21 protein-coding genes are annotated in these 22260 nt (G+C 45.0%); 19 read left to right on the top strand and 2 right to left on the bottom strand.

Features of this window, described 5'->3' with window-relative positions; translation table 11 throughout:
• Positions 1-34 precede the first annotated feature (34 nt).
• From NSQ99_RS15130 to NSQ99_RS15075, 12 genes are all read left to right on the top strand, one after another.
• Positions 35-1813: a M3 family oligoendopeptidase gene (locus NSQ99_RS15130; RefSeq protein ID WP_340837550.1), complete on the top strand. Its 1779-nt coding sequence runs from the start codon at positions 35-37 to the stop codon at positions 1811-1813.
• 26 nt (positions 1814-1839) lie between these two features.
• The gene (ndk, locus tag NSQ99_RS15125) at positions 1840-2238 is read left to right on the top strand and encodes a nucleoside-diphosphate kinase (protein WP_340837548.1); all 399 of its coding nucleotides are present in this window, start codon (positions 1840-1842) and stop codon (positions 2236-2238) included.
• A 210-nt stretch (positions 2239-2448) separates the two neighbouring features.
• Positions 2449-3597, top strand: a complete 1149-nt coding sequence (locus NSQ99_RS15120) for a hypothetical protein (protein ID WP_340837547.1) — start codon at positions 2449-2451, stop codon at positions 3595-3597.
• On the top strand, positions 3594-4817 hold the full coding sequence (locus NSQ99_RS15115) for a CpaF family protein (protein ID WP_340837545.1): 1224 nt from the start codon (positions 3594-3596) through the stop codon (positions 4815-4817). Before NSQ99_RS15120 ends, NSQ99_RS15115 begins: the two co-directional genes overlap by 4 nt.
• Positions 4818-4833: 16 nt before the next feature.
• Positions 4834-5676, top strand: a complete 843-nt coding sequence (locus tag NSQ99_RS15110; RefSeq protein WP_340837543.1) for a type II secretion system F family protein — start codon at positions 4834-4836, stop codon at positions 5674-5676.
• A 4-nt stretch (positions 5677-5680) separates the two neighbouring features.
• The gene (locus NSQ99_RS15105) at positions 5681-6682 is read left to right on the top strand and encodes a hypothetical protein (protein ID WP_340837541.1); all 1002 of its coding nucleotides are present in this window, start codon (positions 5681-5683) and stop codon (positions 6680-6682) included.
• Between the two features lie 29 nt (positions 6683-6711).
• Complete coding sequence (locus tag NSQ99_RS15100) at positions 6712-6909, top strand: Flp1 family type IVb pilin (protein ID WP_340837539.1); 198 nt, start codon at positions 6712-6714, stop codon at positions 6907-6909.
• Complete coding sequence (locus NSQ99_RS15095; RefSeq protein ID WP_340837537.1) at positions 6906-7655, top strand: TadE/TadG family type IV pilus assembly protein; 750 nt, start codon at positions 6906-6908, stop codon at positions 7653-7655. Before NSQ99_RS15100 ends, NSQ99_RS15095 begins: the two co-directional genes overlap by 4 nt.
• 14 nt (positions 7656-7669) lie before the next feature.
• Positions 7670-9874, top strand: a complete 2205-nt coding sequence (locus NSQ99_RS15090; protein WP_340837536.1) for a hypothetical protein — start codon at positions 7670-7672, stop codon at positions 9872-9874.
• Positions 9849-10799, top strand: a complete 951-nt coding sequence (locus tag NSQ99_RS15085; protein ID WP_340837534.1) for a TadE/TadG family type IV pilus assembly protein — start codon at positions 9849-9851, stop codon at positions 10797-10799. The genes NSQ99_RS15090 and NSQ99_RS15085 overlap by 26 nt, the downstream gene beginning before the upstream one ends.
• Before the next feature lie 25 nt (positions 10800-10824).
• Positions 10825-11355: an A24 family peptidase gene (locus tag NSQ99_RS15080; protein WP_340837532.1), complete on the top strand. Its 531-nt coding sequence runs from the start codon at positions 10825-10827 to the stop codon at positions 11353-11355.
• A gap of 62 nt (positions 11356-11417) precedes the next feature.
• Positions 11418-13055, top strand: coding sequence for a DUF6382 domain-containing protein (locus tag NSQ99_RS15075; protein ID WP_340837531.1), 1638 nt, complete (start codon positions 11418-11420; stop codon positions 13053-13055).
• Positions 13056-13459: 404 nt separating this feature from the next.
• Here the strand turns inward: NSQ99_RS15075 and NSQ99_RS15070 are convergent, their stop codons facing one another.
• Positions 13460-13975 (bottom strand): hypothetical protein, encoded by a 516-nt coding sequence (locus NSQ99_RS15070; RefSeq protein ID WP_340837529.1) that lies wholly within the window; start codon positions 13973-13975, stop codon positions 13460-13462.
• A gap of 129 nt (positions 13976-14104) precedes the next feature.
• On the bottom strand, positions 14105-14533 hold the full coding sequence (locus tag NSQ99_RS15065; protein ID WP_251666106.1) for a DUF2621 family protein: 429 nt from the start codon (positions 14531-14533) through the stop codon (positions 14105-14107).
• 196 nt (positions 14534-14729) lie between these two features.
• Here NSQ99_RS15065 and NSQ99_RS15060 point away from each other — a divergent pair, with 196 nt between their 5' ends.
• The 7 genes from NSQ99_RS15060 to NSQ99_RS15030 all read left to right on the top strand — a co-directional run bounded on the left by NSQ99_RS15060 (position 14730) and on the right by NSQ99_RS15030 (position 22251).
• On the top strand, positions 14730-15851 hold the full coding sequence (locus NSQ99_RS15060; RefSeq protein ID WP_340837527.1) for a deoxyribonuclease IV: 1122 nt from the start codon (positions 14730-14732) through the stop codon (positions 15849-15851).
• 27 nt (positions 15852-15878) lie between these two features.
• Positions 15879-16760, top strand: coding sequence for a formyltetrahydrofolate deformylase (gene purU, locus NSQ99_RS15055; RefSeq protein WP_251666104.1), 882 nt, complete (start codon positions 15879-15881; stop codon positions 16758-16760).
• Positions 16761-16841: 81 nt separating this feature from the next.
• Positions 16842-18854, top strand: a complete 2013-nt coding sequence (gene tkt, locus NSQ99_RS15050) for a transketolase (RefSeq protein WP_251666103.1) — start codon at positions 16842-16844, stop codon at positions 18852-18854.
• A gap of 39 nt (positions 18855-18893) precedes the next feature.
• Positions 18894-19205 (top strand): pyrimidine/purine nucleoside phosphorylase, encoded by a 312-nt coding sequence (ppnP, locus tag NSQ99_RS15045; protein ID WP_251666102.1) that lies wholly within the window; start codon positions 18894-18896, stop codon positions 19203-19205.
• A 262-nt stretch (positions 19206-19467) separates the two neighbouring features.
• Complete coding sequence (locus NSQ99_RS15040) at positions 19468-19722, top strand: hypothetical protein (RefSeq protein ID WP_340837523.1); 255 nt, start codon at positions 19468-19470, stop codon at positions 19720-19722.
• Between the two features lie 24 nt (positions 19723-19746).
• Complete coding sequence (locus tag NSQ99_RS15035) at positions 19747-21207, top strand: aryl-sulfate sulfotransferase (protein WP_340838808.1); 1461 nt, start codon at positions 19747-19749, stop codon at positions 21205-21207.
• Positions 21208-21213: 6 nt separating this feature from the next.
• Positions 21214-22251, top strand: coding sequence for an ABC transporter substrate-binding protein (locus NSQ99_RS15030; RefSeq protein ID WP_340837521.1), 1038 nt, complete (start codon positions 21214-21216; stop codon positions 22249-22251).
• Positions 22252-22260 lie beyond the last annotated feature (9 nt).

Raw genomic sequence — 22260 nt, 5'->3', positions numbered from 1 at the left:
TGATGTATTATTAATTTAGAAATGAGGAATCGATATGACCTATAGTCAGCAATGGGAGCTGGAAAGCATTTACCCAGGAGGAGCAAGCTCTCCAAAGCTAAAAGAAGAAATTAAGCAAGCAGAGCAGCGTATAGCTGAGCTTCGAGAGCTGCTTAAGCAAGCAAACGCTGCTTCCTATGAAAGTCTAGTGAAGCAAACAGAAATTGTTGAAGAGGTGCTTGCCACGCTGCGTGAAGCCGATTCTTATACAGCCTGCCTTATGGCGCAAAATATGTTTGATAAGGAAGCGGTGCTGCTCAATGACCGCTTGAAAAACTTAAGTGCTGCATATACTTCCGCTCTTACGGAGTTTGATCATCATCTGGGCAGCATTGAGCAGAAGGAGTGGGTGAGACTTTTATCACAGCCAGCGCTTGCTGTTGTTGCTTATAATCTAAATGAACGAAGAGAGCTGGCTAAGAAAAAGATGGCGCCTGAGCTAGAGTCACTTGCTGCTGATCTAGCCATCGATGGCTATCATGGCTGGGGAGACTTCTACAATACAATCGTTTCACGTATGACGTTCAAATTAGACGATGATACGGTGCTTTCTGCAGGCCAAATGTCAAATCGACTGGATGATCAAGATCGAAGCAAGCGGCTAGCTGCATTTAAGCTTTGGGAGCAAGGCTGGGGTGAGCAGGCTGATTTGTTCACGGACACCCTCAATCACCTGTCAGGCTATCGCCTAAAATGGTATCAGAACAGAGGCTGGAGCTCATATCTCCAGGAGCCACTGCAGATGAACCGGATGAGTGAAGCAACGCTAAAGTCGATGTGGCAGGCGGTTGAACAGGGGAAACAGCTGCTCATACCTTACTTTGAACGCAAAGCTAAGCTGCTTGGCGTTGATAAGCTGGAATGGCATGACGTTGAGGCACCGCTTGCGACGGCGAGCGGAGAACAGATGAGCTATGACGAAGCAGCAGCCTTTATTATTGAGCAATTTTCAGGCTTCAGCAGTGAGCTTGCAGCGTTTGCGAAGCAAGCCTTTGAAAAGCAGTGGATTGAAGCCGAGGATCGTCAAGGAAAGCGCCCTGGCGGCTTCTGTACTTCATTCCCGAAAAGCAAGGAGACGAGAATATTTATGACCTTCTCGGGCTCTGCGTCGAATGTATCGACGCTAGCTCATGAGCTTGGTCATGCGTACCATCAGCATGTCATGAAGGATATGCCTCCGCTCACGCAGGAATATGCAATGAATGTCGCGGAGACGGCTTCAACATTTGCCGAGATGATTGTATCTGATCGTGCGCTGCAGCGTGCTGTGAGCAAGGAGGAGAAGCTAGCGCTAGTCGAGGACAAAATTCAACGTGCGGTAGCGTTCTACATGAATATACATGCTCGATTTATTTTCGAGAGTGCCTTTTATGAAAAGCGCAGTGAGGGACCGCTAACGACTGAAATGCTGAACGAGCTTATGGTGAATGCGCAGCAGGAAGCATTTGTCGATCAGTTGTCTGTGTATCATCCACACTTCTGGGCAGCCAAGCTGCATTTTTACTTAACGGATGTACCGTTTTATAATTTTCCGTACACGTTTGGTTATTTGTTCAGCGCAGGAATTTACAAGCGTGCGTTAACGGAAGGTCCGAGCTTTGCATCGGCCTATGATGCATTGCTTCAGGATACAGGACGATTGTCGGTGGAGGAGCTAGCGCAGAAGCATCTCGCCGTTGATTTGACACAAACTGATTTTTGGGAAGAAGCCGCAGCACTTGTAGCTGAGGATGTAGAGCTGTTTCTAGAGCTAACGGAGCAACAGACGAAGTAAATTCTACGATATCGGAGGAGATTGTAATGGAAAGAACATTTGTCATGATAAAACCAGATGGCGTAAAAAGAGGCTTAATTGGAAAAATTGTAACTCGCTTTGAGGAAAAGGGCTTTAACATTGCCGAGGCTAAGCTGATGACGATCTCAGAGGAGCTGGCTAGTGTTCACTATGCACATCTACAATCGAAGCCTTTCTTCGGTGAGCTGGTGGAATACATTACATCAGGTCCAGTGTTTGCTATGATTCTGGAAGGACATGAAGCTGTTCGCAATGCACGTACGCTAATTGGCTTTACGAACCCGATTGAGGCAGCTGCCGGCACGATTCGTGGAGACTTTGCGACAATCGTTGATTACAATGTCATTCATGGCTCCGATTCCGTGGAAAATGCAGAAATTGAAATTAAACGCTTCTTTGGTTAATTGCTTCTAGTTCATAACAAACTAGCGCACATAAAGCCACTAAAGTTAAGGTTGACAGTTATTGGCTAATTGTGATACATTTTGAAATAATAAGAAACGGAAGCACCGTATAGTCGCTGTCAGCTGACAGCGCCCTATGCGGTGCTTTTTTGTGTTTCTGCTAAGTTTCATATGGTAAGTGCCGGCAGTGCTATAGAAGGAGGTAGAATTGTGAGTATTACGATTGCAGTTATTGCATCTGATCTTGAATACATTACGCGATTGCTAAGCTATATGAAGGCTAGTCCCATCTATCATACGTGGCGTTTCCAGCTGTATACGAATGCGGAGCGTCTGCAGCCCGTAACTGAGCTGGAGCGGGTAGAGCTCATTCTTGTCGAGGAGAAACTGTTGCCTTCCTTTCTAGCTCGCATCGACGCGTGTGGAGGACAGCTTGACGAGCAAGGCTATATTAGCAAGGGAGGCAATGTTCCTATGGCGGTGCTCGTTACAGAAAGACGTGAGCTTAAATCTGGAGAGCTATACAAATTCCAGTCGGCCTCCTCCTTACTGCATCAGCTGCAGCAGCGCTATGAACGAGGTAAGAGTAGTTATGGAAAGAGAGCGCTCATGCCGCAGGAGCAGCCTAGAACGGTTGCGATATGCTCTACGCTGGAGCAATGCGGAAAAACGATGATGGCACTTCATACAGCGGCTGTATTAGCGAGTAAGGGATACCGAGTATTCTATTGTAATTTCGAGCTGTGGAATACGTCAGAGCTCTTGATGCCCCAGTTGAAGAGTCAAGGGTCAGCCTCCTATTCAGACCTGCTATATGCAGTAAAAAGCAATGCCACTCAGGCTGCAGCTTGGCTTGCGGATAATGTCCTTATAGAGCCAACTAGTCGCCTGCATACACTTCGTGCCTTCCAACATGAAGCTGATCGTTCGATGCTAAGCGCTGAGGATGCGAAAGAGCTGCTGCGCGTAATTGCTTCGAGCAATCTGTATGATTATGTCATCGTTGATATGCCTGCGGGCTTGGACAGCTGGACGCTACCTGTGCTTACCGAGTGTGATATGCATTATATGCTTATGCTGCCTCAGCCAATCTGGCAGCTCAAACATCATATGGCTTTAGCACAAGCAGAGCAGCAGTTTTCAGAATGGCTAGCTGAAATTAGCAATAAACGTTGGTATGTGCTAAACGACCCTTATGGTAGCTGCTTAAATGAATCTAGCAATCCTATCCATGAGCAATTACCTTATGTCAAAGCGTGGCAAGAAAGGGAACCGCTGCTGCTAGACTCAATTAGCTATCGTGCAGCAATTGAACGCTGCGTACAGCATCTCATGATTATAGGGGAGAAGGCAGGATGATCGAGCAAACTATCTATGAGTTAAGAGATCAGCTCCGTGATAGCCATCTGTTCTCGCAAGCAATGACAGATGAAGAGCTTCGTCATTGGATTGAGCAAGCTGTGCTTGATTGGAGTGCTTCAAGACATGTGTCTACAGCTGACAAGCTACTCATGATTCAGGCGCTTTTTCATAGCTTTCGAGGCCTTGGACCGCTGCAGCCTTTGTTAGAGGATCGCACGATCTCTGAAATTATGATTAATAACGAGCATGATATTTTTATAGAACGAGATGGCTATGTTACCAAGCTGGATATGAAATTTGAAAGCCGTGAGCGGCTTGAGGATTTGATTCAGCAAATCGTATCTCCGCTTAATCGAATCGTCAATGAATCATCTCCGATTGTGGATGCTCGCCTGCAAGACGGATCGCGCGTTCATATCGTATTACCACCAATCGCCTTACGAGGGCCGTGTATAACGATTCGAAAGTTTCCTGAGCAGCCGTTAACGATGGATCGTCTTATCCAGCGCGGAGCTCTGACTGAACAAGCCGCTACTTTTCTACAGGTGCTCGTGAAGGCTAAATACAATATTTTTATTGGCGGCGGGACTGGCTCTGGGAAAACAACCTTCCTCAATGCTTTGTCGAGCTACATTCCGAGCGATGAGCGAATTATAACAATTGAGGATGCTGCTGAACTGCAAATTCGAGGGATACCTAATCTCGTATCACTGGAAACACGGAACGCGAACACCGAAGGTAAAGGTGAAATCTCAATTCGGGAGCTTATCCGTGCCTCTCTAAGGATGCGGCCAAACCGCATCATCGTTGGTGAGGTTAGGGGAAAGGAAGCACTCGATATGCTGCAGGCGATGAACACTGGGCATGAGGGGTCGATGAGCACGGGGCATGCAAACAATGTTTGGGATATGCTATCTAGACTTGAGACAATGGTATTAAGCGGCAGTGATCTTCCATTACCTGTCGTGCGCTCACAAATTAGCTCAGCCATTGATATTATGATTCATCTAACTCGATTTAACGATCGAAGCCGTGGCGTTTACTCTATTAGTCAAATGATTGGTATGGACAATGGTGAAATAGTACTGCAGCCGTTGTTTCAATACGACAGCGAGGAAAAGGACGCAAGCCAAAGGCTGAAGCGAACGAATTTTCCACTTTATCGAACGGAAAAGCTTACACTTGCAGGTCTAGCTATTCAAGAGGATGTGGGGTGATGTATTGAACAAGCAGATGAAAGCTAAGCAGCCTCGTTTGCTGCAATGGCATCGCAAGAAAGCTAAGCAGCATCCTACGATGCCGCGAGAGCCTACCAATGAAGCGAATCTGAACAGGCTCATTCATTACGATTACTATATGATGACACGTGTAGAGCTTATTCAGAGCATTGGCATTTGGAGTGCACTGCTCATATTAATTACGTACAGCCTATATCAGTCATGGCTGCTTTCCCTCCTAGTTACTCCAGCCTCCATCTTAATGCTCTCCTATGATAGAAAACGGCTCATACACAAAAGAAAGCAGCGAATGAAGCTTCAGTTGAAGGATATTCTTATGTCGCTCGTCTCTTCACTAGCAGTAGGACGTTCGCTTGAAAACTGCTTCGCCGTAGCGAGTGATGATATGGCGATGCTGTATCCTCATACGAATGTCGAGTTAATTGCAGAGCTAAATATTATTAATCAACGCATTCGAAACGGGGAAACGATTGAGGATAGCCTACAAAAGCTTGCTGAACGTGCCAATATTGAGGAGCTGACACAATTCGTTGATGCGTTGCGAACATGTAAGCGAAGTGGTGGAGATCTGTTATCCGTAATGCGTCGCACAGCATCTATGCTTAGTGATCAGATCTCCATTGATAATGAAATCCAAGTCCTCATAGCACAGAAAAAGCTTGAGGGCAGAATGATGATGGCTGCGCCGTTTGTGTTATTGCAATTTCTCCATACGATGTCACCAGATTATATGGCCATGTTAAATTCAGGGCTCGGCTACGTGTTGTTAACGGTTGTGCTGCTGCTGCTCTTATTGCTGTTTTGGATTATGGATAAATTAACGACAATCAGAATGTAGGTAGGTGAAAAAAATGCTGTACGCAGCAGCGCTAATCACACTGCTTTGGTTCATGCTTTACGTGATGGGAATGCGAGTAAGTCAGCTGCCAAGTGAGCAGTTCATTAAAGAGATCATGCAGTTGAAGCTGGAGGCTAAGGAACGGCAGCTAGCTGCGGCAGGAAAGGACTCAAAAGCCACACATGCAGCAATGGACAAGCCTAAGAAGAAAGCTAAAGCACGAAGGAAGTATAAACAAGCAAAGCCGCCATCAAAGCTAATCTATGCTCCTGCCTATCTGCTGTATGAAAAGCTGAGGCTTGAGCAGCGGGCACCGATGCTGCTGCACATGCTGCATAGCTATCTGATGCAGTATCATCGCTATCAATGGAGCTTTGAAGCAACGGTGTTTATGCTCAATGAGGCCATCGGTGGTGCGCTGCTCGTTTTAGTTGCTGGCTGCTGGGTAGCTTATTCCCTCAATGAAAATGCGATCGCAATAATAGCAGTTGTCATCGCAGTAGTTATGGTGCTTCAGCTGTATCAGGGTACAAAAAATGCGTTGGCACAAAGAAAAAGAGCGATGCTGATGGAGCTGCCTAAGCTGCTAACACAGCTAACGCTGCTCGTAGGGGCAGGTGATTCAGTACAGCAAAGCTTTGTCAAAAGCATGAAAAATAAGCAGAATAGCAAGCATCCGCTCTATGTGGAATGGAATCAGGCTGTATTCGAGCTAAGTAATGGTGCTTCCTTCGGGACCGTTGTTGAGAAGCTGAACCGAAACTGTGCCCTACAGCAGATGTCCATGCTTACTACGATTCTGCTGCTCAACTATCGTAAAGGAGGTGAGCATTTTATTAATTCAGTGCAGGAGCTAAATATGTCTTTATGGGAATCGCGTAAGACGATAGCCCGACTTAAGGGTGAGGAAGCCTCCTCGAAAATGATCTTTCCTCTAGTAGGTATATTGTTTTTATTGATGGTGCTCGTCGTAGCACCGGCAATTTTCATGATGCAGTTTATGTAGTGAAGCAATGAATACAAAGGAGAATGAATATGAAAAAGCTATGGAATGCTGCAAAGCAAGGAACCGTTTCATTTTGGCGGAACGAACAAGGAATCGGAACACTAGAGATCGTATTAATTATTGCCGTTGTCGTCATTATTTTTCTAGCGTTTAAGGATTTTATTATTGAATATGTAAATAAATTTCTTACGAAATCGAAAAAAGGTATAGATGACGCATTTAAATGATGTATACACTCTGGTGTAAATTTAGTCGGCTTACCCATTACCTCCGCCACATCACCAAACGGCTTCAGCGATTTACAACCGATGAGCGAGGCAGTGCATCACTCGAAGCGGTGCTCGTGTTTCCACTTATTGTTGCAGTAATCATCATTATGATGCTTGCTGCGGTGTACGCCTATCAGCTCGTCCATGTGCAGTACGTAAGCTTAACCGCAGCAGAGCGGGCAAGCTACAATTGGGACGCTCGTGATCGTGAGTTTCATACAGCACAAGCAGACAGTACGGAATATTACGGTCTCTATGAGCACGAGCAATCCGCATTGCTTCTAAGAAGCCTAATTCCGCTATCCTCCAGTCAGTTGAATGAACAGTACACCATCCATGCATACACACCTACAATGGAGAAAAACGGCAAGCTTATTCAAGATAAGCTAGCTAAGACAGAGGCCTATATCGTAGGCGCAGGCGGTCATGTTACCGGCAGTATGAGCTTGTCTCAGCGTATATTATCGACGCAAATAACCGTCTCGTTACAGAAGGGAATCTCTCCTTTATTTTGGCAGCAGCAGGCTTTGCTGCCTTCCCCAAGCTATACCGCACAAAACACAATTCATGCCCCGACTCAATTTATACGGAATGTCGATCTGTTTATGTATTATACCAAGCGCTTGTCGTCGATGACGAGCGAGCAAAAGCAAAAATGGAAGAGCAGTGGGGGGAAGGCTGTAAAATCCTTCTCCTCCTCATAAGGAAGGTGCCTTATATGAAGGCTATGTTTTTTCGCGAAGATGGGACAGTAACCATATTTTGTGCCCTTCTCATGACGGTGCTTATTTTGTTTTTTATGGTGCTTATAGATATGTCTCGGATATATTTGTTCCATCGCACCACGGAATCTGCATTAAAGCTGTCCGCCCAATCTGTCATCTCTGCATATGATCGACAGCTCTATACCAAGTATGGTCTGTTTGGGAGAGGCGGATCGGATGCGGAGCAGCTGTTCAGACAAACGCTTGAGTTGAACCTAATGAATAGCCTGTCGCTGTTTTCTCTTGATCAAGGAAGTGACTTCGCTGCTCCTCATATCGAAGAGCTAGCCATCTATGAGACAGAATACTTAGGTCAGCATCATGTATTCGAGCGACAAGTGCTAGAAGAGATGAAATACAAGGGACCCATCGACTTCACGCTTGAGCTGCTTGAGCAATGGCTTCCGCTCCAGGACGCTGTAACCAAGGCCGAGGCCATGATTTCAATCATTGCTGAGCTGCAGAAGCTGTACGAGGAGCGAGAGGGTCATCTTAAGCAAGCATTAAGCCTGCAGCAACAGCTGGGCAAGCTGCTTACATCCAGCTTGCAAAATGCAATAAGCAGTGGTACCTCGAGCACATTAATTTACTATCCTCAATATATTTCAAGGCTAGCTCATGGTCAGCGGATATATGAGCTGATTCAACAAAACTACGATACATTGGATGAGAAGCAGCTCCAGTCGCTTCTTGAAGATGCCAGCAAATACGATACGCAGATTAGCTCTTACCAGCGAACGGCCAGTAATACGACAAGTACGATCATTTATGAGGGAGAAAGCCTGCTTGATAAATCCAACAAGCTTGCCGAGGAGATTGACTCCCATCTGCAAACAGCCAGTGCCTTAGATCAGACGATGCAGATTAAATACGAGCTTTATCTTAACGAGATATCAAAGCAAAAAACAAGTGGGCGCTCACAGCTTGAAAATGAGCTTGATGAGGTACAGTTCGATGAAACGATGCTGCGAGGCGAAGATTATTTTAAGCAGTACCGCAAAGCAGCAACTGAGCAGCATAATAAGCTGAATGAAGTGCTCGTAGGGGGATTAAGTCTCGCTAGCACCATTAATGGGCTTGTTGAGAGTCCCAATCTAATTGATGGACGTGCAGATGAAGTGCAGGAGGCGACGGAGCTCAGCAATAGGCTTCAAGAGCATATCAATCAATACCGTTCAGCATATTCCTCGCCTGCAACCTTGCTGCAGACATGGGAGGATAGCATCAATAGTCAACAAGCGATACGCTCACAAATGAGTGATTATGAGGAGCAATTTGAGGAGGAAATGTTATCTCTCCACATGCTGATGTCTTTGCTAGAGTCAGGAGAGCATCTTCAGGAGGCGAGAGGGAAATTTGAGAAGCTCGGTGAGCTATATCAATACAATAAAGAACGGAATGCCATTACCGTCGATGAGTTGTTAAACCTTTTGCCGCTTGATCACGAAGGACAAGAGCAGGCAAAGCAATCAACCTCACAGCTGTCAACTGTGCTGCAGCTCCTCGCCTCAGCAGCAACTGCCGTTCGTGATGAGGTCTATATCAATGAATATATTATGGGCAAGTTTTCTGCCTTCCCAGTTGGCGACATAAAAATAAGCGAAGGTGAGCTGTCTCCTGAGCTGCTTGAGCCCTCTAACCAAGAGATTGAATATATTTTATACGGTGTCCACGAGCCGATAGCCAATGTTTTACTGGCATTTGGAGAAATTTTTACAGTTCGGTTTGCGATTCGAACGATTGAGGGGTTTATAGCGAATCGTGCACTTGGCCATCCTTTGCTTATTTTGAGTGCTGCAGTGGCATATGGTGCACGGCATGCAGTAAGCGATATGAGGAAGCTGATCAATGATGGCAAGACCGTGCTCTCAAAATATGCACCAATTGATGTGAGCTATGAGCAATATTTACGATTGTTTTTACTGCTTCACGTAGGGGGAAAGACAGCGAGAAAATCAAGAATGGTCGCAGTGATCGAACAGAATACAGGCCTATCACTGCTACAGGTTCCAACCTCTATTACTGCGTCAGCACAAATGTCGATGAGGCTATGGTCTATGCCTGGGCTTGCGCAAATAACGAATATATTGAGTTCAACCGGTAGCGAGGTAGATGGCAATGAATATAAAAATTATGAAATGGTTACCGCGTCCTATTAAGCGCGATTGCAGGTGGCTGCACAGAGAGGAAGGCTCTATAACCTTCGAGGCTGCGCTTGTCATGCCTCTGTTTATTGCCTTTCTATTCGTTTTTTATGCCGTCATAACAGCTATTTCCTCGCAAATGGCATTACAGCATTTGGCTTCGCAATCTGCTCAAAAGCTAGCAAACTATATGCATCCAGCTGCCTTAGTTGGAGATTATGTGAATGAAAAGCTGTCGTCAGGAGAGCAGGCGGACTTTGGTGATGCAGCGGAGGGGGTGTCCGAGCTTGTATATGAGATTGGCAGCTTGCTGCCACATCCGCTCGATGTATTGCTGCAGGAGGGCTCAAAGGGGAATTATTGGCCAGCAGCCAATCTAGCAGCTACCGTTCTAGGACGTGATGTTCTCGAAGGAATCATCATAGGTGGCGAAGATTATTCTGTACTCGTAGAGGAGAATGTAAAGCTCGTATACTTGCAGCTTCCTGATCTTGTTCACTATACAGACCATAATGTCATTGTTGCTTTGCAATATGACTTGCCATTTACATTGCCCTTTTTTGGCCACCGGCTATCGGTAAGAGAACAAGCTGTACAACGAGTATGGCTGCCGGATGCGCGCCCAGCAACCTTCTCAATAGAGGAAGAAGAGGATGCTTATATCTACATCACATCGTTAGAGCCTAATCCATTGAAGCCTGGAAGAAAAGCAACAATTAAAGCGACTACATTGCCCAATTCATCGATCTCTCTGGAAGTTATCTATAAAAGCGGAAGCAGTGTTGCTAAAAATCTAGGCACGACAACTTCCAATGATAAGGGAGAAGTGGAATGGACATGGCATGTATCAGGCAATACAACACCAGGCATATGGACGCTTCGACTGACGCTGCTTGAGAAGGATTACAAGGTGGAGAAGCCCTTTCAGGTGAAAAAGTAAGATTTGTACTCTAAGAATAGAAAGGATGACGGTGATGACTCTCCATTTATGGCTTGCAATCGGTACAGCAGCCATAGCGCTTTATTATGATGTAACGAACTTTAGAATACCGAATTGGCTGTCACTTAGCGCCTTTTCAGCAGGAGTCATCTGGCATAGCCTAATAGCAGGAGGAGATGGACTAGTGTCTTCATTGTTAGGCATGCTGACAGGCTTTGTTCCGATGCTCGTTCTATATTGGTGCAAAGGACTTGGAGCTGGTGATGTTAAGCTATTTGCTGCACTGGGAGCATTGCTTGGGGTGTCTATGATTATCCAGCTAATGGTGCTTTCCTTTGTTTTCGGTGGGGTGATTTCTTTGCTGTTGCTCGGTTATCAGTCGCTGCTGAAGCTAACAAAGCGCAAGCATTTTTACTCAAATGCTCTATTAGTAGAAGTGCCCTCAAGTGAGCGATTAATGCTGCTTGGTTTATTTAAGCTTCATCAATTTCCATTTATGCTGGCAGTTGCTCCAGCGATGGCGATCGTCTGGCTGTTTCCGGGCGTTCAAGTTTAAGTAGGGAGGAGGGAGCGCTGCAGCTTAATTGTTATCGTTGAATTAAGCTGAGGGCGATATATATGAGGTCATTACATATTGATTTTACTAATTATAATGGACACCAAATGGTTATTTCAGGTAAGGAAGCATTTCGTCGCATTGATCTGCATGAGCTTGAACTTAATATGTTAAGCGATAATACCATTCGTACATTACTACCGATGAGCTGGCTAGAGGTTGATGATCACATCAGCTTTAATTATCAGATTCAGGGCTTTCGTTTAATGTCGCACCATCTGCGTTCAGAGCAGCTGTCGATGCAGCGTTATTACAGCCTGCTGCTTTCATTAGCGGATGGTCTGGCAACCTGCTATGACTATATGCTTCGTCCGCACTGCTGTTTAATTGACGAGCAGATGCTATATATAGATGAAACGCTAGAGAAAATAGGCATCGTATATTTACCTCTACAGCAGCCGCATACCGAACAGCTGGGTCAAAGTCTGCTGCTGCTTGCTGTTCGTTGGTCAGGACTTGTTACCGATCTTGATGCTGCTGGATATCATCGTATATTGCAGCTGCTTTCCACGGAGGAGCTTCCGATTAACCCTTTACGTCAGCTGTTGCTAGATCTCATCCACGAGCAAACTCAGCGTACAAGCGTGCACACAAGCACCGAAGACAATGCTCAAAAAAGGGTGATGCCACAGACAACCTCACAAACTCCGGAGCTAGAAAAAGCACAGCAGGCTTCGCCGCTTTATAACAATCAGCGCATACATGGAGATAGCTTGACTGATGCTGAACAGCCAGGCGATCATGCGAGCAGCAAACTAAGTGCTGTGCGTAGCATATTAGCAGGGACGCCGAAGCCAGAATTTCGCCACGTTGATGAATTAGAGGAAGATGATGATGAGCTTGATGATGAGGAAGAGGAGCAACGGCTGACGTGGAAGCATGTTGCCATCATAGCAGTAGTCGGAGCAGCGATTGGCTTAACATGGATGAAGCTGTATACGGGAGAACAAAGCTTTGACCAGTTGCTGCTATGCAGTGGCATCACGATCGGCCTGCTTGCTTTGGTAGGGCTAGTTCTTCTTAAGCCAGTAAAGGCTTGGATTTCGGCAAGCAAGCTGAATGAACCGATTGCCTTTGACCTGATGACAGAGCATGCAGTCCAGGCTTCAGCTAGATTGTCGCCAAGTATACCGAGTGGTACTGTGAGTTCTGATTCTCCTTCATTGAACTCTATTCCCGCACAACGACCCATATCCCCCTCTAATATGCTGGAAGCTGCAGCATCGAAAACGATAAGCAACTTCAATGAGTCCGTCCGACCGCAATCGAATGCTAAACAATCACTTGCAACTGTTAAGCTGGACGAGCTGCAGGCTACTGCCATGCTGAACGAGCAGCCGCTGCTTGTGCGAAGTCTTCAAGGTGAAGAGGATAGGATTATGATAGATGAAGGTACCTTTCTTATTGGACGTGCGGAGGAAGGTGTACATTATCAGGAGATGGCAAAGGGGGTATCTCGGGTACATGTGGAGCTTGAATGGAAGCTAGGCAAACTACAGGTAAAGGATGTTGGCTCTCGTAACGGTTCATATTTGAATGGCCAGCTTATGGTTGCATACAAGGCTTATCCACTGCATGCAGGAGACAAGCTGCAGCTCTGCAGCACAGAAGGGCCGATCTACGAGCTAGTGAAAGGCTAAGAAGTGCATATTCAAGAGTCACAGTTTAGTGACTCTCTCTAAGTTATGCCTACTATGCTTTAACAGCATCTACAAATTTTTTTGCCTCTATCAATGACATACCTGTTTGTTCTCTTAAAAACTTCACCGTTTTAACCTCACCAATGCAATGGTATTCAACTTTTCTTTTACTGAGGCAATCAGCTTCTCGTTATACACATCATTATAGTCCATTGTGCACACTCCTTTCTCATTTAGGTTCATATACGACTTCTAGTCCCTCAAGTTTCTTAGTTTCAGTTACACTCAAAATTCGAATCGTCCAATATAAAGCAAAATGAGCAAACTGCCTACAAAAAACGTCAAATTCAACATTCCATGAAGGAATCTGAATTTGACGTTTTTATGTTACTTATGCTTAGACATTATTTCTTTTCGATGCTCTCTAGCCATAACTGCTTAGTGCCAGAATCACCGAATGTTTTCTCTACATATTCGAAGCTAACCGCCTCGTCACCATGATATTCAGATATAATATGCTGCAGGTCTTCGTCAACTTGTAGCGCCAAATAACTCTCGCCAACTTGAATCTCTACCGTATGACTATCAGCAGCACCAATATATGTGCCCTCAGCTTTAATAACATCACTTATTGATTCATTTAGTTCGGGATCGTTGGATGTATTGTTGCCATCCTCTGAATCTGAACCTTGTTCATCCTGACCTGGAGTCAGTGTTCCTGGGTCAAGTACACCAGTGTCCTCTGGCAAATTATCAGATGGAATAGTTCCTTGATCGGTTTGCTCTTGCTCTGTGTCTGGTGTAGCCGTAGGTGTAGTCGGTGCATTGTTGTTGTTATCGCTACAAGCAGCAAGCATTAGAGCGATTAGAATGGCACTTGTAGTTGTGGCTGTGCGCTTCATTCTATTCTTCCATTTCATTAAATAGCCACCTCCTTACTTCTCATGAGCCTGTTGATTATACTTTACGTTTTTTCTCCACATGAAAAGTATATCCTTAGCACAGTCTACCTCTTTATACGCTGTAAACTATGAAAAGGTTGCGGATTTCTATTTATTTATTAAATGCTCATAGCGGCTATAGTCGATTTGCTTCTTGTTTAGAAACGAGATTAAGCTTTTATAATCGCGCTTTGGCGTCGCTCGTATGTAGCCTTCGATACAGTGCTCCTTCGTAACCTCTGTTGCTCCGCTTTCTATGGCAACCTGCCCAATCCGTGCAGCAATGGAGTGCGAAGCGATATCTCGAAAAGGAGTTGGTACAGGAGATACTAGCACTGCTAAAAATTCCTTAGCTTCATCCGTCCACATATGGCGGCTTCGCTCAACCCAGTAGTTTTGCCAATCGAGCTTAGACTTACCGTCACCCATCGGCATAATTTTCAAAAACTTTCTGAACATAAAGAATCCGCCGATGCCCATTGCAATGAGCATAACGATTGCCCAAAATATAATGAAGTACATAAACCAATCCGACATTTGTTCGTTCACCTCATCGAAAATTTGCTATTCCTATTTGACATTATAGCCTGAAACTTGCAGGTTGGGCACCTTTTTAGCTAGAATCGTTGAAAGTTGGGTAAGATGTAGCCATAAAGCTGTTTTTCGCTTGCGGAATGCAGCAGGCTTGCACTACAATAAAGTGTAATTAGCCTCAGAAGGAGAGTTAAATATCATGTTGAAAATTGGATCGCATGTGTCATTTTCAGATAAAGGTCTAGTTACTGCTGTAAAAGAAGCTGTTACCTATGACTCTAGCACCTTTATGATTTATACGGGAGCACCACAAAATACCCGCCGCAAGCCGATTGAATCCATGTACATTGAAGAAGGCAAGGCGTTAATGGAGAAGGCAGGCATTCATGAGATTGTAGTGCATGCACCTTATATTGTGAATCTCGGATCATATAAGGATAATACATACGAGCTAGGAGTTTCTTTCCTACAGGAGGAAATTCGTCGTACGGATTACATAGGAGTAAAAAACATTGTGCTTCATCCAGGTGCCTATACGGATAAAGATGCGGCCTATGGTATATCTCGCATCGCTGAGGGCTTGAATGAAGTGCTATCGGGTACATCTGAGACTAATGTTAACATCGCACTAGAGACGATGGCTGGAAAAGGAACAGAGGTTGGTCGTACCTTTGAAGAAATTGCTCAAATCATCGAAAAGGTGGAGCGCAACGATCGACTAACGGTTTGCCTTGATACCTGCCATATTCACGATGCGGGCTATGATATTGTTAATGATCTTGATGGTGTTCTTCAGCAGTTTGATGACATTGTTGGTCTTGATCGTATCGCTGTTGTTCATATTAACGACAGTAAAAACAGCATCGCTGCGCATAAGGATCGACACGCACCGATCGGCTCGGGCTATATTGGCTTCCAGACGATCCATAATATCGTCCATCATGAAGCGTTAAAAGGTAGACCATTTATTCTAGAGACACCTTGGATAGGTAAGGACTCTAAGCTGACTGCACCGATGTATGAAGTGGAGATTGCGCTGCTGCGCGGCAATGTTGCTGAGCATTTTGGTCCGTCATTTGTTGAAGATGTTGAACGTCTAAACCATTTCTTTGCAGGTAAGGAAATCAACCCTCAGCAGTTCACGGCAGAGATTTGGGAGCTTCTTAAAAAGGACGCAAAAGCGAAAAAGGCAGACCCGCGTGAGCCGCTGGAGCGTTTATACGATCTTATTATTGAAGGAAATGCCTTAAGCTCGGAGCTGAGCGAAAGCGAAGTGAATAAACGCTTAATTGCTGCGCTGTCTGGCGTAGATAAGTTTTAATATTATTGTAGATAAAGGAAGGTTATCATGTCACAAACTCAACCATCTCGCGAATACGAAAATCGAGCGAGAATGCTAATTTCCTGCCCTGACCGTCCTGGTATAGTGGCAACCGTATCACAGTTTTTACATGAGCATGGCGCGAACATCGTACAATCTGACCAATATACGATGAACCCAGAGGGCGGAATGTTCTTTATCCGCTTTGAATTTGATCTAAAGGATCTGGAGAAGGAGCTACCAACGATTGTTGAGGACTTTAGCCGTGTAGCTGACCGCTTCGATATGAAATGGAGCACATTCCGTGCAAGCCGCAAAAAGCGTCTGGCGATCTTCGTATCCAAAGAGGATCATTGCTTGAATGAGCTGCTCTGGCAGTGGAAATCTGGCGATCTCGATGCTGATATTACGATGGTCATCAGTAATCACTTAGATATGAAGGATCAAGTGGAATCGTTCGGTATCCCTTATTACCATGTACCGGTTACAGCAGATACGAAGGCGGAGGCTGAGCGCAAGCATTTGGAGCTGGTGTCTGGCAAAGCGGATCTGATCGTGCTTGCACGATATATGCAGATTATTCCACCAAAGTTTATTGAGGAATTTCCAAATCGAATTATTAATATTCATCATTCGTTTCTACCGGCCTTTATTGGTGGAAGTCCGTACGCACAGGCTTACAAACGCGGCGTAAAAATTATCGGTGCAACAGCTCACTATGTTACGGAAGAGCTGGATGCAGGACCGATTATTGAACAAGATGTGCAGCGTGTCACACATCGTGATGATATTGTGAATTTGAAGCGTATTGGTCGTACGATTGAGAAGGTTGTTTTAGCTCGCGCTGTCAAATGGCATCTTGAGGATCGTATCCTTGTCCATCAGAACAAGACAGTTGTATTTAATTAAAAATAGATGGTACAATATTCAACGTAATTAACGAAAAACGACGTTTTTTTACAAAAGATAAAACCTTGGGAGGAAACTGAAATGACTGTTTCTCAAAAATCAATAGATCAGTTATCCATTAACACGATCCGTACATTAGCTATTGATGCAATTGAAAAAGCAAAATCGGGTCATCCTGGTATGCCGATGGGTGCTGCACCGATGGGGTATACGCTTTTTGCGAAAAAAATGAATCACAATCCAGCAAATCCATCTTGGATTAATCGTGACCGCTTTGTTCTTTCTGCAGGTCATGGTTCTATGCTGTTGTATAGCCTGCTACATCTATCAGGCTACGATCTTCCACTAGACGAGATTAAACAATTCCGTCAATGGGGATCAAAAACTCCTGGACATCCTGAGTTTGGACATACGGCTGGTGTAGATGCGACTACGGGTCCACTTGGACAAGGTATCGCGATGGCGGTTGGTATGGCTATGGCAGAAGCACAGCTTGGTGCAACATATAATAAAGATCAATTCAAGGTTGTTGATCACTTTACATACGCGATTTGCGGTGATGGCGACTTGATGGAGGGTATCTCACATGAGGCAGCCTCTCTTGCAGGTCACTTAAAACTTGGCAAGCTTGTAGTATTGTATGATTCCAATGACATTACACTAGATGGTGTGCTAGGACTGTCATACTCCGAAACAGTACAAAGCCGTTTTGAGGGCTATGGCTGGCAAGTGCTTCGTGTACAAGATGGTAACGACCTTGCAGCAATTGAGGAAGCTGTTGCAGCTGCTCAAGCTGAGACAGGCAAGCCAACATTGATCGAAGTTAAAACGATGATCGGCTATGGATCTCCTAACAAAGGCGGAAAAGGTGGTCATGGCGGTACGCATGGTTCACCACTAGGCGCTGAAGAAACAAAGCTTACTAAGCAATATTACGGGTGGGACGAGAATCATGAATTCCACGTGCCAGACGAGGTACGCGCTCATTTTGCAGAAGTGAAAGCAAAAGGTGAAGAAGCGAATGCACAGTGGAGTGCAATGTTTGAAGCATATAAAGCTGCTCATCCAGAGCTTGCGAAGCAGTTTGAGCTAGCGACTACTGGTGCGCTTCCACAAAACTGGGATGCTGAGCTGCCTGCATATAAAGCAGAAGATGCAGCGATGTCTACTCGTGTAGCTTCCGGAAAAGCGATTAACGGTCTAGCAAAACAGGTGCCTAACCTGGTTGGTGGATCTGCTGACCTTGAAAGTTCTACAATGACTCATATTAATGACGAAGCAAGCTTCGGTCCTGAGGACTACTCTGGCCGTAACATTTACTTCGGTGTACGTGAGTTTGGTATGGCTGCGGCTATGAACGGAATGCTTCTACATGCAGGTCTTAAGGTTTACGCGGGTACATTCTTCGTATTTACCGACTATCTGCGTCCAGCGGCTCGTCTATCAGCACTAATGAACATTCCTGCGATTTACGTGCTTACACACGATTCTATTGCAGTTGGTGAGGATGGACCTACGCATGAGCCAATCGAGCAGCTAGCTTCGATTCGCGTTATTCCAAATCTAACGGTTATCCGTCCTGCTGATGCGAATGAAACATCCGCTGCTTGGGCGTATGCTGTTGAGAACACAGGTGCTCCTGTAGCGCTAGTGCTTACTCGTCAAAACCTTCCTATTCTTGAAGGTACCGTTGAAGGCGTTCGCGAAAACCTTAAAAAAGGTGCTTATGTACTGTCCGATGCTGCAAACCCAGTTGCTCAAATTATTGCAACAGGCTCTGAGGTTCAGCTTGCAGTTGCAGCTCAAAAAGCGCTTGCTGAAGAAGGAATCGCAGTTCGTGTGATTAGCATGCCGAGCTGGGAGCTATTCGACAAGCAGTCTCAAGAGTACAAAGATTCTGTTATTCTGCCTGAGGTTAAAGCTCGTCTTGCTATCGAGATGGCTCATCCAATGGGCTGGCATAAATATGTTGGCGACAAAGGTGATGTGCTTGGTATCGAAACGTTTGGTGCTTCAGCGCCTGGCGATCGCGTAATCAAGGAATATGGCTTCACTGTGGAAAATGTCGTTAGCAAAATTAAAGCATTAGTGTAATAAGAATCGACGATTCAATCAGCAAAGGGGAAATTCCGAATGTCTCAATTCGATAACGTTTCAATTATCAAAAAAGCAAATGTATATTTTGATGGAAAAGTAACAAGTCGTGCAGTGGTATTTCCTGATGGCACGAAAAAAACATTAGGTATTATGCTGCCGGGTGAGTATGAGTTTGGAACTGACACAATTGAGATTATGGAAATATTAGCTGGTGAATTAAAGGTGCTACTGCCTGGACAAGCCGAGTGGCTTCATATTAAAGGCGAGGGCCAATTCGAAGTGGCGGCCAATGAAAAGTTCAAGCTAGTCGTTACGGAAGTAACAGATTACGTTTGCTCTTATCTGTAGACTGCTGACTTTATGCTTAATAGTGCTGCTGTTGCTCAAAGACAGCAGCACTATTTTTTTGTTTAATTCCCACTTGACACATAGGAATTATTGGAGTAATCTAACATTAGAAATTTTAGCCAATACCATTTGAATGTTAAAAACTTCAGCGCTAAATGATTTGGCGATGAAAGTCAATATATCGGCCGATTAGACGACTAAAGGCACGAAATCAATTGCTACCCTTCTAAAAGGATGCAGCTGATTTGGTGCCTTTTTTCTTGTGCCAGTCATAGGAGGGATAAACATTACTGACAAGGGCAAGGAGTTTTTAGAACGTCACTATATGATCGGACAGATCAATATCGATGTTATCTTTAACAGCTTAACGGAAGCTGAGGTCATTCAGCAGATTCGGATTTTTGGCAAGCTAATTGAAAATGTTGAAGGCATGTCGGATAAGATATTGGCCGCTGTACATTCGAATATGGATGCATCAATGGTCAAGAGGGGCAGCGAGCAATACTTAACCTATTAATTTTATATACGAGGAGTGTTAATGATGGGACATCCAACCATTTATCCAACAGGAGCTACGATTTATAACCCACAAAAGGCATGGAGTGGCTTTACGATTTATCAGGCAGCAGGCGTAGGAGCTTTGCTCATTGACATGAACGGTAAAGAGGTTCATCTATGGAAAGGGCTAAGAGGCTTTCCGAATAAGGTTTTCCCAGGTGGCTATGTGCTTGGCAGTACGAAGCAGCGAGACCCGCGCTTTGGCTTTCAGGATGAAGCGAATCTCGCGCAGGTTGACTTCGATGGCAATATTGTATGGAAGTTTGACAAGCTGGAATATATTGAAGACCCTGAGCAGGAGCCGCAATGGATGGCACGTCAGCATCATGATTATCAGCGCGAAGGTAGTCCAGTGGGTTATTATGCACCAGGACAAGAGCCTAAGACAGATTCAGGCAAAACACTCATTCTAGCACATCGTAATGTGCATAAGCCGGAAATTTCTGATAAACGATTGCTTGATGATCTCATTATTGAGGTAGATTATACGGGGAACATCCTTTGGAGCTGGAGTGTGAGTGATCATTTTGACGAGCTTGGCTTTGATGAGGCGGCGAAAAATGTGTTATTCCGCAACCCGAATGCACGCTCCTTTGGTAGTGAAGCAGATGGCGACTGGATGCATATTAACTCTGCCTCCTATGTAGGTCCGAATAAGTTTTACGATGCAGGAGATGAACGCTTCCATCCAGACAATATTATATGGGATGCGCGAGAATCGAATATTATTGCCATAACAGATAAGAAGACAGGGGAAATTGTTTGGAGACTTGGTCCAGATTACTCCTTGCCCGAGTTGAAGCATCTTGGCTGGATTATTGGACAGCATCATGCCCACATCATTCCAAAGGGCTTGCCGGGTGAAGGCAACTTGCTAGTATTCGATAATGGCGGCTGGGGAGGCTATGGCTTGCCTAATCCTGCCTCACCATATGGCTTAAAGCATGCGGTGCGTGACCATTCTCGCGTGCTAGAGATTAATCCTGTCACATTAGAAATAGAATGGGAGTATACACCGACGAAGGCTGGCTTTAATGAGCCAACGGATTCATACCGCTTCTACAGCCCTTATATTAGTTCTGCGCAGCGTCTGCCCAATGGAAACACGCTGATTACTGAAGGAGCTGATGGCAGGCTGTTCGAGGTAACAAGTGAGCACGAAATCGTGTGGGAGTACATCTCTCCGTATAAAAATAATTTTAACGCCAATATGGTATATCGTGCTTACCGTGTCCCGTATGAGTGGGTGCCTCAGCTTCAGAAGCCAGAGGAAGTAGCCATCGAACCGCTTGATGTGGCGAATTTCCGAGTGCCTGGTGCTGCACCTGCCGGTACTGAGTCTGTTGTAGAGGTAGCGGGTACAACTTCAGATACGCTGGAGGGAGCGCTTTGCGTCGTCAGCAATCTTGAAGTAAAGCAAAGAGAAGATAATCAAGAGGAGTAATGAGCCATGATAAATAAAAAAGCGTTAGGGTGGAGTTTGGTATTAATCCTAGTATTCACATTGATATTATCTGGATGTGGCAATGAAGACTCAGCCTCATCTCAGCAAGCAAATGCAAAAGGTGCTGCTGCGTCAGATGTAATAAAGCTGACGTTCGCCGACATTATTACCAATCCAACGTTTCAGGTCGCATTAGAGGAAGGGATATTTGAAAAGTACAATATTGATGCAACGATTGCTACGTTCGCAACACCAGCTGAAGGCATTAATGCATTATTTATTAATCAAGTCAATGTTGCTTATGGAGCCGATTTCCCAGTACTGAATGCTGTAGCAAAAGGTGACTATTCGATTATTGCATCGAATGGAACTGGATTAAGAGAAGAAGATGCGAAGCGCTGGAAGCTATACGTTAGTAACGACATTCAAGCGCCAGAGGACTTCGTAGGAAAGAAGCTAAGCTTCAGTCGTGGGACCTTTATTCCTTATTTGTGGGATGAGTTTTTGACAGAGCAAGGGGTAGATCCTGATAGTGTTGAGTTTATCGGTCAAGGGGGCTTTGACGAAAGCTACATTGCATTAAAGGGCGGAGAGATCGACGGTGTGTGGGCGGTTGGTTCCGTACTGCTTGATAAGCTTGCTGCGCTAGATAATGCGTACGAATACACCGATATGTCAGCTACAAACGTTCGAATTGGTGGTGACCTTATCGTTCAGAGTAAGCTGATTCAAGAGAATCGTGAAGGTGTAATGAATCTCTTGCTCGCGATTGATGAAGCAAGTGCATTTATTGCAAGCAATCCTGAGCGTGTAGCCGACATTATGTACGATAAAGTAAAGCAGCCTAAGGAGCACACAATTCGTGACTTGCAGGATAATACGTGGAATCTTCATTATTCCGAAGAATCATACGAGAAAATAAGCAGCCTTAAGAGCTATATGCTCGCTGAAGGCATCATAGAGAATGATTTTGATCTGGCTTCCAAGTTCGATCTAAGCTTGCTGCAAGAAGCATTGCCTGATCGTGTAACCTATGTCCCGTAAGGAGGAATC

Source organism: Paenibacillus sp. FSL W7-1287 (genome assembly GCF_038004245.1).
GTDB lineage: Bacteria > Bacillota > Bacilli > Paenibacillales > Paenibacillaceae > Pristimantibacillus > Pristimantibacillus camelliae.
The sequence above is the reverse complement of the archived record's forward strand: the minus strand, read 5'-3'. Positions and strand labels throughout refer to the sequence as shown.